This is a genomic window from Gellertiella sp. DMC107 (assembly GCF_056313605.1).
The window spans coordinates 107,596-122,630 of record NZ_JBQUZZ010000007.1 but is presented as its reverse complement, the minus strand read 5'-3'; the positions used below and the strand labels follow the sequence as shown (position 1 = coordinate 122,630).

General features: G+C 64.5%; 12 protein-coding genes. 10 read left to right on the top strand and 2 right to left on the bottom strand.

The window, feature by feature from the left end:
* A complete protein-coding gene (locus tag ACT54B_RS20175) occupies positions 1–801 on the top strand; it encodes an ABC transporter permease (protein ID WP_476047582.1) in 801 nt (266 codons plus the stop codon).
* Positions 802–816: 15 nt separating this feature from the next.
* Complete coding sequence (locus ACT54B_RS20170) at positions 817–1,569, top strand: SDR family NAD(P)-dependent oxidoreductase (RefSeq protein WP_476047580.1); 753 nt, start codon at positions 817–819, stop codon at positions 1,567–1,569.
* Between the two features lie 45 nt (positions 1,570–1,614).
* On the opposite strand, the gene ACT54B_RS20165 is transcribed toward ACT54B_RS20170, so the two are convergent.
* Positions 1,615–2,292 (bottom strand): GntR family transcriptional regulator, encoded by a 678-nt coding sequence (locus tag ACT54B_RS20165; RefSeq protein WP_476047579.1) that lies wholly within the window; start codon positions 2,290–2,292, stop codon positions 1,615–1,617.
* A gap of 192 nt (positions 2,293–2,484) precedes the next feature.
* Here ACT54B_RS20165 and ACT54B_RS20160 point away from each other — a divergent pair, with 192 nt between their 5' ends.
* The 6 genes from ACT54B_RS20160 to relB all read left to right on the top strand — a co-directional run bounded on the left by ACT54B_RS20160 (position 2,485) and on the right by relB (position 10,256).
* Positions 2,485–3,849, top strand: coding sequence for an aminotransferase (locus ACT54B_RS20160; protein ID WP_476047578.1), 1,365 nt, complete (start codon positions 2,485–2,487; stop codon positions 3,847–3,849).
* 8 nt (positions 3,850–3,857) lie between these two features.
* Positions 3,858–5,294 (top strand): amidase, encoded by a 1,437-nt coding sequence (locus ACT54B_RS20155; RefSeq protein WP_476047577.1) that lies wholly within the window; start codon positions 3,858–3,860, stop codon positions 5,292–5,294.
* A 24-nt stretch (positions 5,295–5,318) separates the two neighbouring features.
* On the top strand, positions 5,319–6,404 hold the full coding sequence (locus tag ACT54B_RS20150; RefSeq protein WP_476047575.1) for an ABC transporter ATP-binding protein: 1,086 nt from the start codon (positions 5,319–5,321) through the stop codon (positions 6,402–6,404).
* A 202-nt stretch (positions 6,405–6,606) separates the two neighbouring features.
* Positions 6,607–8,682: a catalase gene (gene katE / locus ACT54B_RS20145; RefSeq protein ID WP_476047747.1), complete on the top strand. Its 2,076-nt coding sequence runs from the start codon at positions 6,607–6,609 to the stop codon at positions 8,680–8,682.
* 70 nt (positions 8,683–8,752) lie between these two features.
* Positions 8,753–9,838 (top strand): DNA topoisomerase IB, encoded by a 1,086-nt coding sequence (locus ACT54B_RS20140; RefSeq protein WP_476047573.1) that lies wholly within the window; start codon positions 8,753–8,755, stop codon positions 9,836–9,838.
* A 127-nt stretch (positions 9,839–9,965) separates the two neighbouring features.
* Positions 9,966–10,256, top strand: a complete 291-nt coding sequence (gene relB, locus ACT54B_RS20135; protein ID WP_476047571.1) for a type II toxin-antitoxin system RelB family antitoxin — start codon at positions 9,966–9,968, stop codon at positions 10,254–10,256.
* A 149-nt stretch (positions 10,257–10,405) separates the two neighbouring features.
* Here relB and ACT54B_RS20130 read toward each other — a convergent pair whose 3' ends face one another.
* Positions 10,406–10,711: a hypothetical protein gene (locus ACT54B_RS20130; protein ID WP_476047569.1), complete on the bottom strand. Its 306-nt coding sequence runs from the start codon at positions 10,709–10,711 to the stop codon at positions 10,406–10,408.
* 209 nt (positions 10,712–10,920) lie between these two features.
* Between ACT54B_RS20130 and ACT54B_RS20125 the strand changes: the two genes are divergently transcribed.
* Positions 10,921–13,077 (top strand): 4Fe-4S binding protein, encoded by a 2,157-nt coding sequence (locus ACT54B_RS20125; RefSeq protein ID WP_476047568.1) that lies wholly within the window; start codon positions 10,921–10,923, stop codon positions 13,075–13,077.
* A 28-nt stretch (positions 13,078–13,105) separates the two neighbouring features.
* The gene (nosZ, locus tag ACT54B_RS20120) at positions 13,106–15,031 is read left to right on the top strand and encodes a TAT-dependent nitrous-oxide reductase (RefSeq protein ID WP_476047566.1); all 1,926 of its coding nucleotides are present in this window, start codon (positions 13,106–13,108) and stop codon (positions 15,029–15,031) included.
* Positions 15,032–15,035: the final 4 nt, after the last annotated feature.

The following is a 15,035-nucleotide window of genomic DNA, read 5'->3' as shown; positions in this document are numbered from 1 at the left end:
ATGCCCAGGCATTTCAGATATCTGCAGATCGGCTTTTGCCTCCTTGCCATGCTCTTCCTGATCGGGCCGACCTTTGCGGTCATCCCGATCTCGTTCAGCTCGGCCAACTTCCTGTCCTATCCGCTGCCGGGCTTTTCCCTGCAATGGTATGAGAAGATCCTGCAACCGCAGCCCTGGATGGCTGCGCTCCGCAACAGCCTGATCGTGGGGGCGGGGGCCACGGTTCTCGCAACCGTGCTCGGCACGCTGGCCGCGCTCGGCCTGTCGCGCGGGCACCTGCCCGCCCGCTCGGCGCTGCTCGCCGTCGTCATTTCCCCGATGATCGTGCCGGTGGTGATCAGCGGCGTCGGCATGTATTTCTTCTTCGCGAAACTGGGCCTCGTCGCCTCCTTCGCGGGGTTGATGCTCGCCCATGCGGTGCTCGCCGTTCCCTTCGTGGTGATCACGGTGACGGCGACGCTCAAGCATTTCGACGGCAATCTGGTGCGCGCGGCGGCCAGTCTGGGCGCTTCGCCCTTCCAGGCCTTCCGCACCGTCACCCTGCCGCTGATCGCGCCGGGCGTGGTTTCCGGCGCCCTCTTCGCCTTCGTCTTTTCCTTCGATGAAGTCGTCGTCGCCCTGTTCATCAGCGGGCCGGGCCAGCGCACGCTGCCGCGCCAGATGTTCGACGGGTTGCGGGACAATATCGATCCATCCATCCTCGCCATGTCCACGCTGCTGGTTCTTGTCTCCATCGTCCTCATGGGCGGCGGGGCTCTTGTCCAGGCCCGCGCGGCGGCACGGCGCATTCAAGCTCTCTGAATTGGAGTTCACGCAATGATCATCGTAACAGGCGCGACGCATGGCATCGGGCGGGCCTGCGTCGAAACGCTCGCCGCCATGGGACATCCCGTCGTCGCCACCGGCCGGGATGCGGCCGCCGGAGCAGAGCTGGCCGCACGGCTGCCGGGCGTCACCTTCGAAGCCGGCGATGTCGGCCGCCAGGAGGATATCGAGCGCGTCGTCGCAAGTGCGCTGGAGCGGGGCAACGGCCGGATTGCCGGCCTCGTCAACAATGCGGGCATGTCGAAGCGCATCGCCTTTTCCTCCGCGACCCAGCAGGACTGGGACGAGGTGCTGGCCGTCAATGCCCGCAGCGCCTTTCTGTTCATCCGCCATGCGCTTGAAGGCCTGAGGCAGGGGCGCGGCTCCGTGGTCAACATTGCCAGCATTGCCGGCAAGACGGGGGAAGAGGGGTTGGCGGTCTACTGCGCCTCCAAGGCCGCCGTGATCGGCATGACCCAGGCGCTGGCGCTGGAATTCGGCGAGGAGGTACGCTTCAACGCCGTCTGCCCCGGCCAGATCGAGACGCGCATGATGGACCGGATCCTTGCCGATGCGGACCGCAAGCGGCAGCTGGAGCTGCGTATTCCGGCGGGCCGCTTCGGCCATGCCTGGGAGGTGGCGGATGTGGTCGCCTGGCTGCTTTCGGATCGCTCGACCTATGTGAACGGCACCGTCGTCACGGTGGACGGCGGGGAAACCGCCGGCCTGCGCACCCCCCGCAGCCTTGATACGTCCCGGGGCTGAAACGGCGGAAGCGCGCCCGGCGAACCGGTGCTGGCCGGGCGTGCTTTAGGCGAGCCCGCGCTCGTCGAAATAGGAGAGGAAACTCGTGGCGGCCCGGTTGATGTCGTTCTCGATCGCCTGCCGGGCCTTCTTGCCATCGCGGGACCGCAGCGCCGCCATCAGGCTTTCATGCTCCTGCGCGCCCACATATTCATGCGGAATTTCCCGGTAATAGACGTTCAGGATCGGGCCCATGGACACCCACATGCTTTCGATCTGGCCGATCAGCATGGGCATTCTCGACAGGCGATAGACCCCGAAATGGAAGGCGCGGTTGGCAATGCGCGCCGCCTCGAGATCGCCCGTCTTCTCGCTTTCCACGAAGCGGGCATGCACCTTGGCCAGCGCCTCGATGTCGCTGTCTTCCACATTGTCCACCGCCAGCTCTGCGGCAAGACCCTCCAGCGCGGTGCGGATCATCTTGATCTGCACATAACGCCCCTTGCCGAGGTCCGGGACGGTGACGAAGCGCCCGGATCGGAGTTCCAGGGCCTGTTCGCTGACAAGCCTCAGGCAGGCCTCGCGCACCGGCGTGACGCTGGTGCCGAGCTGCTCGGCGAGATCCTGCATCAGCAGCCGTTCGCCGGGCGCAAAATTGCCGACGATCAGACCCTCGCGCACCTTCGTGTAGATCCGCGCAGACAGGCTGCCGGCTTCACCCGGCTGCATCTCCATGATGCTCATTCGCATTCTCTCCTGGTTCGAGGTTGCCGGCTTAGCGCATGCGCGGAAAATCGCCAACCACTTATATCTTATAGATGCCCTCGCCCGGCGAGCGGAAGCATCAATTTTGCCGCAAGACACAGGAAAGCGCTTGCGCGGTCATCTGATAACTTATAACTTATAATTCGCAATACGGTTTTTTGGAGGATTATCTTGCTGAACGCTCCCCGGGCGCGCGACATGGCGCATCATTTCCATTCCCAGACCAATCCCCGCCGGCTGGAGGCGGAGGGTCCGCTGATGATCGTGGCGGGCGAGGGCTCGACGGTCATCGATGCCGCCGGCAATCGCTATCTGGAGGGGATGGGCGGTCTCTGGTGCGCCTCGCTCGGCTTCTCGAACGACCGGATGGCGGATGTGGCCGCCGCGCAGATGCGCCGGCTCGCGACCTATCACACCTTCAACCACCGCTCGAACGATCCCTGCGCCGATCTTGCCGAACAGGTGGCGGAGCTCTCTCCCATTCCCGGCAGCCGGGTTTTCTTCGTCAATTCCGGCTCCGAAGCCAATGACACGATGGTGAAGCTCGCCTGGTACTACAATGTCGCGCGGGGCAAACCGGCCAAGCGCAAGATCATCAGCCGCAAGGGCGCATTTCACGGCAGCACTGTCATGGGCGCCGCGCTTGGGGGCCTGCCCCACATGCATGAAAGCTTCAACCTGCCGGGGCTCAACGTGCTTTACACGGAAAAGCCGCATGCCTATCGCAACCGGCAGCCGGGAGAGACCGAAGCCGGCTATTGCGACCGGCTCGTCGCAGAGCTCGAGGCGCTGATCGAGAGGGAAGGCGCCGAAACGATTGCCGCCATGATTGCCGAACCGGTCATGGGCGCGGGAGGCGTGGTGGCGCCGCCGAAGGATTATTTCCCCCGCATTCGGGAAGTTCTGACGCGCCACGATATCCTGTTTCTCTGTGACGAAGTGGTTTCCGGCTTCGGCCGCACCGGTCGGTGGTTCGGCTCGGAGACCTTCGGCTTCGTGCCGGACATGATGTCGGTCGCCAAGGGTCTTTCCTCCGGCTACCTGCCGATTGCCGCCGCCGTGATCGGCGATGCCCTCTACCAGACAATTGCCGACGAGGCGGACCGCATCGGCGTCTTCGGCCATGGCTTTACCTATTCCGGCCATCCGGTGACGGCGGCCGTGGCGGCCGAGGTGCTGCGCGAGTATCGGGCGATCGATGCGCCTGCCCGGGCCACGGCGCTTGGCCGGCATCTCTTTGCAGCGCTGGAAGGCGCGGTGGCGCCCCATCCCCTCGTCGGCGAGATTCGCGGCGCGGGCTTTCTCGCCGGCATCGAGCTGGTGGCGGACCGGAAGACCGGCGCGCCCTTCGATCCGGCTTTGAAGGTGGGCGCGGCGGTGGAGCGGCGTTGTCGGGCCCATGGCGTCATGATCCGCAACATGGGCGATGTCATTTCGATCTGCCCCCCGTTCATCATGACCACGGAGGAGATCGACCGGCTGGTGGAGGGTATCGCGAGGGCGCTCGCCGATGTCCAGACCGAGCTTGGCCGGTGAGGTGCGCCATGGACGAACTTGCCGATCTCGATCTCATCGCGCAGGCGGCCCTGGTCAAGTCCGGCCAGATCACGGCCGAAGAGCTTGTCGATGCGGCCATTCGCCGGGCCGACCGAACCGATCCCGCCATCCATGCCATCGTGCTTCGGCTGGATGAAGCGGCGCGGCGGGAGGCCCGTTCCGCCTCGCGTGACAGCCGCTTTGCCGGGGCGCCCTTCCTCGTCAAGGACCTCTATTGCCACATGGCCGGGGTGCCGACGACCGGGGCTTCCGCCCTGACGCGGGATATGGTGCCCGACCATGACAGCGAGCTGATGCGCCGCTACCGGTCGGCCGGCCTCAGCACCTTCGGGAAAACCAATCTCTGCGAATTCGGAACCCTCGGCACCACCGAGCCGCGCCTCTTCGGCCCCACCCGCAATCCCTGGGATATAACCCGCTCCAGCGGCGGATCCAGCGGCGGGGCCGGTGCGGCCGTGGCCGCCGGCATCGTGCCCGCCGCCCATGGCGGCGATGGCGCCGGTTCGATCCGCATCCCCGCCTCGTGCTGCGGCCTCTTCGGCCTCAAACCTTCCCGGGGACGCATCACGCTCGGTCCGGATCTCGGCGACAGCACGGGCGGCATCGTCAACGAGCACGTGATCACGCGGTCCGTGCGTGACAGCGCCGCTCTTCTCGACGCCACCCGCGGCGGCATGCCGGGCGACCCCTATACCGCCCCCGAGCCGCCGGAACCCTATGGCGCGGCGCTTGCGGCCAGACCGCGCCGGCTGCGCATCGCCTTAACGACCCATTCCCTGCTCGGCACCGCTGTCGACCCCGCCTGCGTTGCCGCCACGCGAGAGACGGCGAGGCTTTGCGAGGCGCTGGGCCATGAGGTGGTGGAGGCGTCTCCCGCCCTCGACGGCGATCTTTACCGAACGCTCTACAAGCGCTTCTGGGCCATGACCGCCACCCGGGCGATCACCGCCATCGCCCGCAGCCGCGGAGAACAGGCGGCGAAGCTGGCCGCAGAGGCCGAACCGTTCAACCAGTATCTTTTCGAGATCGGATCGACGGTCAAGGCGGCGGATTATCTCGTCGATCTTCACTGGTTCCACGGGGTCGGCCGCGCCATCGCCCGCTTCCTCGGCGATTATGATCTCTGGCTGACGCCCACGCTCGGTTCGCCGCCGCCGGCGCTGGGTCATTTCGATGCGGGGCTGCATGGCGGCGAAGCGGTGATGGACCGGTTCTTCGCCTTCCTCGCCTTTACCACCTTCGCCAACATGGCGGGCCTGCCTTCCATGAGCGTGCCGCTCTGGTGGAGCGCGGACGGCCTGCCGGTCGGCACCCAGTTTACCGGACGGTTCAACGACGAGGGCACGCTGTTCAACCTCGCGGGCCGGCTGGAGGAAGCCCGGCCCTGGGCCGCCCGCCGGCCTCCCGTCCACGCCGCCGCATGACACGACAAGAAAAGGGGAAGCGCTATGGCCGTTTCGAACTATGTGGAATTCATCAATGTCGACAAGAGCTATGACGGGCGAACCCTGATTGTCGACAATCTCAACCTGTCGATCAGCAAGGGCGAATTCGTCACCCTGCTCGGCCCTTCCGGCTCGGGAAAGACCACGAGCCTGATGATGCTGGCCGGCTTCGAAGCGCCGAGCGGCGGACGAATCCGGCTTGCCGACCGATCGCTCGACGCCGTGCCACCGCACCGGCGCAATATCGGCATGGTCTTTCAGAACTATGCGCTGTTCCCCCACATGACGGTGGGGGAAAATCTCGACTACCCCTTGCGGATCCGCCGGCTCGGCAAGGCCGAGCGCGCCGAGCGGGTCCGCCGCATCCTCGACGTGGTGAAGATGGAGGCCTTTGCCGACCGCAAGCCCGCCCAGCTTTCCGGCGGCCAGCAGCAGCGCATCGCTCTGGCCCGCGCCATCGTCTTCGAACCGGACCTGGTGCTGATGGACGAACCGCTTGGCGCGCTCGACAAGAACTTGCGGGAACATCTGCAGCTCGAAATCAAGCACCTGCACGAACGGCTGGGCATCACCGTCGTCTATGTGACCCATGACCAGTCCGAGGCGCTCACCATGTCGGATCGCGTGGCGGTGTTCCATGCGGGCAAGATCGAACAGCTCGCTCCGCCGGCGGAACTCTACGAGAGGCCCGCGACCGCCTTCGTCGCCGGCTTTATCGGCGAAAACAACCGTCTTGCCGGCACCGTCACCGGTCGGAGCGGCCAGGAATATGCCATCCGCACCGACAGCGGCCATGGCCTGGTGGTGGAAAGCCCGCTTGCGCTTGCAGAACACCAGCGCGTGGTCGTCTCGCTTCGTCCCGAGCGGGTGCGGATCGACCGGGAAACCGCCTGCCGCAACTCCTTCGGGGGCACGGTGGAGGAGGTGATCTATCTCGGCGATCACAAGCGGGTGCATGTGCGGTTCGGGGACAATGCCAGTCTGGTCGCGAAAATTCCGAATGCAGGCAGCGGCGGTCCGGATATCCGGCCGGCGCAGACGCTGGCGCTCGGCTGGGACAGCGGCGATGCGGTGCTGATCCCGGCCTGAACCGGCGACGTCGGGCCTGACGGCCGGGCAGCAGCGAAAGGGCCGGGCGGAACTTTGCCCGGCCGAGAGGGTTACGTTCCCGCGCAAATCCAGCAGCGGGAGCAAGGGCATGGCAAAGAACACATCCACATCCTCGGGCAAGGGGCAGGGAACCACCGGCGTCGATGCCGCCTCCAAACGGGTCGCCATCCACGACCAGCCGATGCTGCGGGGCACGGGCGGCGAACTCCACCAGATTGCGGAAGACGGCGTGCCTGTTCTCACCACCGCCCAGGGCGGCCCGGTGGCGGACGACCAGAATTCGCTGCGGATCGGGCCGCGCGGTCCGCTGGTGATGGACGATTTCCATTTCCGCGAAAAGATGTTCCACTTCGATCACGAGCGCATTCCCGAGCGGGTGGTTCATGCCAGGGGCTATGGTGCCCACGGTTTTTTTGAGACCTACGAGCCGCTCAGCGCCTATACCAAGGCCGATCTCTTCCAGCGGGCCGGAGAACGCACCCCGGCCTTCGTCCGCTTCTCGACCGTCGCCGGCAACAAGGGCTCCTTCGATCTTGCGCGCGACGTGCGCGGCTTTGCGGTCAAGCTCTATACGCAGGAAGGCAACTGGGATCTGGTCGGCAACAACATCCCTGTCTTCTTCATTCAGGATGCGATCAAGTTTCCGGACATGGTGCATGCGGTGAAGCAGGAACCCGACCGTGCCTTTCCGCAGGCCCAGAGCGCCCATGACAATTTCTGGGATTTCATCAGCCTCACGCCCGAGAGCTTCCACATGATCATGTGGGTGATGTCCGATCGCGCGATCCCGCGCTCCTTCCGTTTCATGGAAGGCTTCGGGGTGCATACGTTCCGCCTGATCAATGCGAAGGGTGAATCCACTTTCGTGAAATTCCACTGGAAGCCGAAGCTCGGGCTTCAGTCGGTGGCCTGGAACGAGGCCGTGAAGATCAACGGCGCCGATCCCGATTTCCACCGCCGCGATCTGTGGAACGCGATCAAGGCCGGCAATTTTCCGGAATGGGAGCTGTGCCTGCAGCTTTTCGACCAGGATTTTGCCGACCGCTTCGATTTCGACGTGCTCGACGCGACCAAGATCATTCCGGAGGAGATCCTGCCCGCAAAGCCGGTCGGGCGGCTCGTTCTCGACCGCATGCCGGACAATTTCTTCTTCGAGACCGAGCAGGTCGCCTTCATGACCCAGAACGTGCCCCCGGGCATCGATTTCTCCAATGATCCGCTGCTGCAGGGCCGCAATTTCAGCTATCTCGATACGCAGCTGAAGCGGCTGGGCGGCCCGAACTTCACCCATATCCCGATCAATGCGCCGAAATGTCCGTTCCACCATTTCCAGCAGGACGGACATATGGCGATGCGCAATCCCGTGGGACGGGCGAATTACCAGCCCAATTCCTGGGGCGAGGGGCCACGGGAATCGCCCCTGCAGGGCTTCGTTCCCCTGCCGGCCGAGGAAGAGGGTCGCAAGGCGCGGCTGCGCCCCGAAAGCTTTGCCGATCACTACAGCCAGGCCCGGCAATTCTACATCAGCCAGACCCCGCCCGAGCAACGCCATATCCAGATGGCGCTGACCTTCGAACTCAGTCGCGTGGAAACACCGGTCATCCGCGAGCGCGTCGTCTCGCATCTGATGAACATCGACGAGACGCTGGCCCATGCGGTGGCGGAGCGGCTTGGCTTCCAGTCGATGCCGAAGCCAGCCGATGCGGCCATGCCCACCCGGCAGGACCTCGACCCCTCGCCGGCGCTCAGCATCGTCAGGAAGGGGCCAAAGCGGTTCGAAGGGCGCAAGCTCGGCATTCTCGTTTCTGACGGGGTCGATGCGCAGCTGCTTGCCGGCCTTCGGGATGCGGTTCTCGCCGCCAAGGCGGAATGCGCCCTCATCGCACCGAAGGTTGGCGGCGTCATCGCCGCGGATGGCCGCCTCATCCCGGCCGATTTCATGATCGATGGCGGCCCCTCCGTGCTGTTCGACGCGGTGGCGCTTCTGGTCGCGGCCCCTGCGGTGGAGGAGCTCGCGCGCGAGGCCACGGCGCGGGATTTCGTGGCGGATGCCTTCCAGCACTGCAAGTTCATCGGCTATGCGCCCGATGCCATGCCGCTGCTCGAGGTGGCGGGCATTGCCGGGGAACTTGACCAGGGCACGATCGAGCTTCCCGGCGAAAGCCTTGCGGCCTTCGTCGAGCAGCTGGGGGCGCTGCGCGTCTGGGAACGGGAGCCGGGTGTCAAGCTCGGCAAGGCTTCGGTTCCGCCGAAGTGACAGGGACCGGAAGCCCAACCGGTCTGCCCTGACGGGGCAGGCCGGCACCCGATAGCCAGGACACACCGGAATGCTGAACAGCGATCCTTCTCTTGCCGACATCCCTGTCGAAGGCGACGCCCTCTCCGCCGAGCTGGCCCAAGCCGGGCTCGTCTACAATCCCTCGCTCGAAGGCGGCATTACCCGCAAGCAGGGCAAGCGCGGTTTTCTCTATTACGATGCCCTGGGCAAACCGGTCCGGGATCCCGGGGAGATTGCCCGTTTTTCCGCGCTCGCCATCCCGCCCGCCTACCGGGACGTGGTGATTTCTGCGGATCCCCGGGCCCATCTCCAGGCCACCGGCATCGATGCCCGGGGCCGCCGGCAATATCGCTATCATCCTCTCTGGTCCGCGGAACGGGCGAGGGCGAAATTCGACCGGCTCGCCGCCTTCGCCGACCGCCTGCCCGAAATCCGGGCGCGTGTCGACCGGGATCTCGGCGCTCGCAAGCCGACCTATGAAAAGGCGCTCGCCACCGTCGTCCACCTCATGGACAACCTCTATATCCGCGTCGGAAATGCCAATTATGCCGCGGAAAACGGCTCTTTCGGCCTTGTGACCCTGCGCAACCGGCATGCACGGATCGAGGGATCGGTGGTGAAGTTCCGGTTTCGCGGCAAATCCGGCAAGGAATGGAACATCGCCCACAGCGACCGGCGGCTCGCCGGTGCGATCAAGCGCATCCAGGAACTGCCCGGCCAGAACCTCTTCCAGTATCTGGACGAAGACGGCGCGGCGCGGGCGCTGCGGTCCCAGGACGTCAACGACTACATCCGCGATGCGGCGGGGGGCGATTTTACCTCGCGCCAGTTCCGCACCTGGGGCGCGACCTGCATGGCGGCCTTCTCGCTGGCGGGGATCGAAGCGGCCGGGAGCCAGCGGGAACGGGCGCGCCAGATCAATGCCGTGGTCGATGCCGTCGCCGCCAAGCTCGTCAATACCCGGTCCGTGTGCCGCAGCTCCTACATCCACCCCCGCGTCTTCGAGGATTTCGAGGCCGGAACGCTCCGCGACCTCGTCAAGCGCGGCCGCACCCGCAGCCTCCGCCTGCTCGACTGGATGGACGAGGACGAAATCTGTGTCCTCAGATGGTTGTCTGCGGCGGGCAGCCCCTAGCGGCCTGCCTGCCTCAGGGTCCTCAGCGGGTTGTGCATCGTGCTCCTTAAACACCCCTCCCTCCCGCTTGCGAGATTGACAATGTATCTCAATTGAGATACGAAAAGGGCAACAAGGAGACATCTCAATGGGCGCACAAACCTCGATGCTGCATGTTCGGATTGACGAGCAATTGAAGCAGTCTGCCTCGGACGTGCTTGCCGAATATGGCCTGACAATTTCGGACGCGGTAAAAATCCTTTTGACGCGGACCGTACGGGAAGGGGGACTCCCTATCGGACTGACCGTTGACCCGGAAACATACGATGCATGGTTTCGCGAAAAGGTGAAGGAAGCCATGGAGGATAAGCGCCCGCGTATACCTCATGAGGAAGCCATGGCCTCTGTCCGCGCAACTTTGCGCGACCGAAGAAAGTAAGCTCTGGCGCGCCAGCAGTGCGCCATGGCCCACGTCAATCTCTGTTTTGCGCCGCGTGCAGGACGCGAAGAACGTTTCCAAAGCAGCAATCCGGTTTCCGATGGAGATCCCTCCGCCGGACTCGTGCTTGGCTTTCCGTGATCGGCCTCTCAGATACCCGAGCCGTCCAGCTCGCGGGCGTCGCGGCCTTCCCAGGGGGAGGGCAGTGCGGTGCGGTCGAGATTGGCCGTCGGCAGCGGCATCCAGCATTTCAGCTCCGGTTCGGAATATTCGATGATCCGGCCGGGGGATGAATCGGAGGAGCGCCAGCCTTCCGCGCCATAGCGGTCGCCCTTGGACCAGTAGGCCAGATCCACTTCGGCCGGCCCCTGTTCGGAGGGCCTGATCGTCACGAGAATCCGGCTGCCGTCCCTGGGCGCGCTCTGGATCTGACGCCAGCGTTCTGCTTCTGCCATCGCGGTTTCTCCTTCATCGAGAGCGGGTGACCTTCAGGGAATGTCGTCCCCCGCAGGACCGTCGTCAACCCAAACTTTGCGGGCAGGGCGGCTCTCTTCACAGATCAGAGGGGCGGCCTTCGTGGCGCATCCTGCCTTCTTTGTTCCGGCGCAAAGAGCGTTTTTCCCCGCGCACTAAGGTGCGGCCGAGATGGGGGAATACTCGTATCATGAAGCTGCTTCGCCTTTTCATCCTGCTTTTTGCCGGCTTTTGCCTGGCGGCCGGCGCGCGCGCCGAAACCATATTGCAGCACTATCTGCCCGCCGTGACCGCCTCCGACCTCGTGCCGGGTGCCGATGGTTTCGGGCCGATCCGCGACGATGTGGCCGTCGCACCGGTCCTGAAGGGCGGCGAGACGATTGCCTGGGTCTTCGCCACGTCGGATTTCGTCGGCACGACCGGCTATTCCGGCAAGCCGATCCACACGCTGGTGGCCGTCGACAAGCAGGCGAAAATCCTCGGCGTCCGCCTCGTCAAGCATTCCGAGCCGATCGTTCTGATCGGCATTCCCGACGCCAAGGTGAAGGCGCTCGTCGCCAGCTATGCCGGGCTTGATCTCGTCAAGGAAGCGCAGTCCGGCGGCACGGCGCACAAGGTGGACATCATCTCGGGCGCCACCGTCACCGTCATGGTGATCGACGATTCCATCGTGCGATCCGGGCTGAAGGTCGCCCGTGCGCTCGGGCTTGGCGGGCTGACCGCCGATGCGGCCGGGTCCGGTCCGAAACTCGCCGTCAATCCGGAGGCCGCCCCGCCGGCCGACTGGACGACGGCCGAGGGCGACGGCACGCTTCGCCGCCTGTCGCTCGATGTGGGTCAGGTCAACGAGGCCTTCGCCGCCCATCCCGATCCACGGGCCCGCGAGCGGGCGCTGACCGAGCCGAAGGAAGACACCTATATCGACATGCAGGTGGCCCTCGTTTCGGTTCCCGCCATCGGCAAGGCCCTGCTCGGACCCGCGCAGGACGGCAATCTTCGCAGCTGGCTCGGCAAGGGCGACAATGCCATCGCCATCGTTGCGCGCGGCCTCTACTCCTTCAAGGGATCGGGCTATGTGCGCGGCGGCATCTTCGACCGCATCGTGCTGATCCAGGACGACGTCTCGGTCCGGTTCCATGACCGCGATCACCATCGCCTCGGCGGCATCGCGCTTGCCGGCGCCCCCGAATTCACCGAGATGGACCTCTTCCGCATTCCGGCCGCCACCGGCTTCGATCCGGCCAAGCCCTTCCGCATCCAGCTTCTCGCCCATCGCGATGTGGGGCCGGTGGAAAAGGTCTTCCACACCTTCGATCTCGGCTATCAGCTGCCGCAGAAATATCTCGTCTCCGTCGCCCCGCCGCCGGCTCCGGCTACCGATGTGGCCGCCAAGGCGGACCGCCCGGAAGGCACGGCGCAGGCCGAACTCTGGAAGCGCATCTGGCAGGATTCCAAGCTGAAGATCGGTGTGCTCGGCGCCATGCTGGTCGTGCTGACGGGCGTGTTCTTCTTCCAGGGCTTCGCCACCCGCAACGCCCGCGCCTTCTCTATCTTCCGCATCGGGTTCCTGCTGGTCACCCTCGTCTTCCTCGGCTGGTATGCCAATGCGCAGCTCTCGGTCGTCAATCTGATGGCGCTCTTCGGCAGCCTGGTCACGGGCTTCAGCTGGCAGGCCTTCCTGCTCGATCCGCTCACCTTCATCCTCTGGTTTGCGGTGGCAGCGGCGCTGCTCTTCTGGGGCCGCGGCGCCTATTGCGGCTGGCTCTGCCCCTTCGGTGCGCTGCAGGAACTCAGCAACCAGGTCGCCCGCAAGCTGAAGATCCCGCAATGGACCCTGCCCTGGGGTCTGCACGAGCGTCTCTGGCCGCTGAAATACATGATTTTCCTCGGTCTTTTCGGCCTGTCGCTGGTCAGTGTCGAACAGGCGGAGCATTTCGCGGAAATCGAGCCCTTCAAGACGGCGATCATCCTGAAATTCATCCGCGCCTGGCCCTTCGTCGCCTATGCGGTGGCGCTTCTGGTGGCCGGCCTCTTCGTCGAGCGCTTCTACTGCCGCTATCTCTGCCCGCTCGGTGCCGCGCTCGCCATCCCCGCCCGCATCCGCATGTTCGACTGGCTGAAGCGCTATCACGAATGCGGAAATCCCTGCCAGACCTGCTCCCACCAGTGCCCGGTGCAGGCCATCCACAAGACCGGCGAGATCAACCCGAACGAGTGCATCAACTGCCTGCACTGTCAGGTGCTCTACCAGTCCGAAACGGTCTGCCCCGTGGTGATCAAGAAAATGAAGGCGCGCGCCAAGCTGGCCGCGAGCCCCGGCGGCGACCCCATCCGCAAGTCTCCATGAACACGCTTAACCAAGGAAGGATAAGGTTATGGAAACAAAAGAACAGAAAGGCCTGAGCCGTCGCGCGCTGTTCAGCGCCACGGCAGGCGGGGCGGTGGTTGCCGGTGCCGTCGGCACGGCGCTCGGCATGGGCGCGACGGGCCTTGCCACCCCCGCCTTCGCATCCGAAGGCAGCGATGGCTCGGTCGCGCCCGGCAAGCTCGACAGCTATTACGGCTTCTGGTCCTCGGGCCAGTCGGGCGAGATGCGCATTCTCGGCATTCCCTCGATGCGCGAGCTGATGCGGGTACCGGTCTTCAACCGCTGCTCGGCCACGGGCTGGGGCCAGACCAACGAGTCGATCCACATCCACCAGCGCACCATGTCTGAAAAGACGAAGAAGCAGCTCGCCGCCAATGGCAAGAAGATCCATGACAATGGCGACCTGCACCACGTCCACATGTCCTTCACCGAGGGCAAGTATGACGGCCGCTACCTGTTCATGAACGACAAGGCCAATACCCGCGTCGCCCGCGTGCGCTGCGACGTGATGAAGCCGGATGCGATCCTGGAAATCCCGAATGCCAAGGGCATCCACGGCCTGCGTCCGCAGAAATGGCCGCGCACCAACTACGTTTTCTGCAACGGCGAGGACGAGGCGCCGCTCGTCAATGACGGCTCCACCATGCAGGACGTGAAGACCTATGTGAACATCTTCACCGCGGTCGATGCGGAAAAATGGGATGTGGCCTGGCAGGTCATGGTCTCGGGCAACCTCGACAATTGCGATGCCGATTACGAGGGCAAATGGGCCTTTTCCACCAGCTACAATTCCGAAATGGGCATGACGCTGGAAGACATGACGAAATCCGAAATGGACCATGTCGTCGTCTTCAACATCGCCGAGATCGAGAAGGCGGTGGCCGCGGGCAACTTCAAGGAAGTCAACGGCGTGAAGGTGCTCGATGGCCGCAAGGAAGCCAAGTCGCAGTTCACCCGCTATATCCCGGTCGCCAACAATCCGCATGGCTGCAACATGGCGCCGGACAAGAAGCACCTGTGCATCGGCGGCAAGCTTTCGCCGACCGTTACCGTGCTCGACGTGACGAAGTTCGACGCGCTCTTCAACGAGAACGCCGATCCGCGCAGCGCCGTCGTCGCCGAGCCGGAACTGGGCCTCGGGCCGCTCCACACGGCGTTCGACGGCCGTGGCAATGCCTATACCTCGCTCTTCCTGGACAGCCAGGTGGTCAAGTGGAACATCGCCGATGCGATCAAGGCCTTCAGCGGGGAGAAGATCAACCCGATCAAGGACAAGCTCGACGTCCAGTACCAGCCGGGCCACCTGAAGACGGTCATGGGCGAAACGCTCGATGCCTCCAGCGACTGGCTGGTGTGCCTGTGCAAGTTCTCCAAGGACCGCTTCCTGAATGTGGGGCCGCTGAAGCCGGAAAACGATCAGCTGATCGACATTTCCGGCGACAAGATGGTGCTGGTGCATGACGGCCCGAACTTCGCCGAGCCGCATGATGCGATTGCGGTTTCCCCATCGCTGCTGCCGAATATCCGCTCGGTCTGGGACCGCAAGGACAAGATGTGGGCCGAAACCCGCAAGCAGGCGGAAGCCGATGGTGTCAACATCGACGAATGGACCGATGCCATCATCCGCGACGGCAACAAGGTGCGCGTCTATTTCACCTCGGTCGCTCCGGCCTTCAGCCACCCGAGCTTCACCGTGAAGGAAGGCGACGAGGTTACCGTGATCGTCACCAACCTCGACGAGATCGACGACCTGACCCACGGCTTCACCATGGGCAATCATGGCGTCGCCATGGAAATCGGGCCGCAGCAGACGAGCTCGGTGACCTTCGTGGCCGCCAATCCGGGGGTCTACTGGTATTATTGCCAGTGGTTCTGCCACGCGCTGCACATGGAAATGCGCGGCCGCATGTTCGTCGAACCGAAGGCGGGCTGAACGC

Coding starts and splice junctions, on each gene's coding strand:
- nosZ (WP_476047566.1), top strand. CDS start 13,106: ATGGAAACAAAAGAACAGAAAGGCCTGAGCCGTCGCGCGCTGTTCAGC.
- relB (WP_476047571.1), top strand. CDS start 9,966: ATGGGCGCACAAACCTCGATGCTGCATGTTCGGATTGACGAGCAATTG.
- ACT54B_RS20175 (WP_476047582.1), top strand. CDS start 1: ATGCCCAGGCATTTCAGATATCTGCAGATCGGCTTTTGCCTCCTTGCC.
- ACT54B_RS20125 (WP_476047568.1), top strand. CDS start 10,921: ATGAAGCTGCTTCGCCTTTTCATCCTGCTTTTTGCCGGCTTTTGCCTG.
- ACT54B_RS20130 (WP_476047569.1), bottom strand. CDS start 10,711: ATGGCAGAAGCAGAACGCTGGCGTCAGATCCAGAGCGCGCCCAGGGAC.
- ACT54B_RS20140 (WP_476047573.1), top strand. CDS start 8,753: ATGCTGAACAGCGATCCTTCTCTTGCCGACATCCCTGTCGAAGGCGAC.
- katE (WP_476047747.1), top strand. CDS start 6,607: ATGCTGCGGGGCACGGGCGGCGAACTCCACCAGATTGCGGAAGACGGC.
- ACT54B_RS20170 (WP_476047580.1), top strand. CDS start 817: ATGATCATCGTAACAGGCGCGACGCATGGCATCGGGCGGGCCTGCGTC.
- ACT54B_RS20165 (WP_476047579.1), bottom strand. CDS start 2,292: ATGAGCATCATGGAGATGCAGCCGGGTGAAGCCGGCAGCCTGTCTGCG.
- ACT54B_RS20155 (WP_476047577.1), top strand. CDS start 3,858: ATGGACGAACTTGCCGATCTCGATCTCATCGCGCAGGCGGCCCTGGTC.
- ACT54B_RS20150 (WP_476047575.1), top strand. CDS start 5,319: ATGGCCGTTTCGAACTATGTGGAATTCATCAATGTCGACAAGAGCTAT.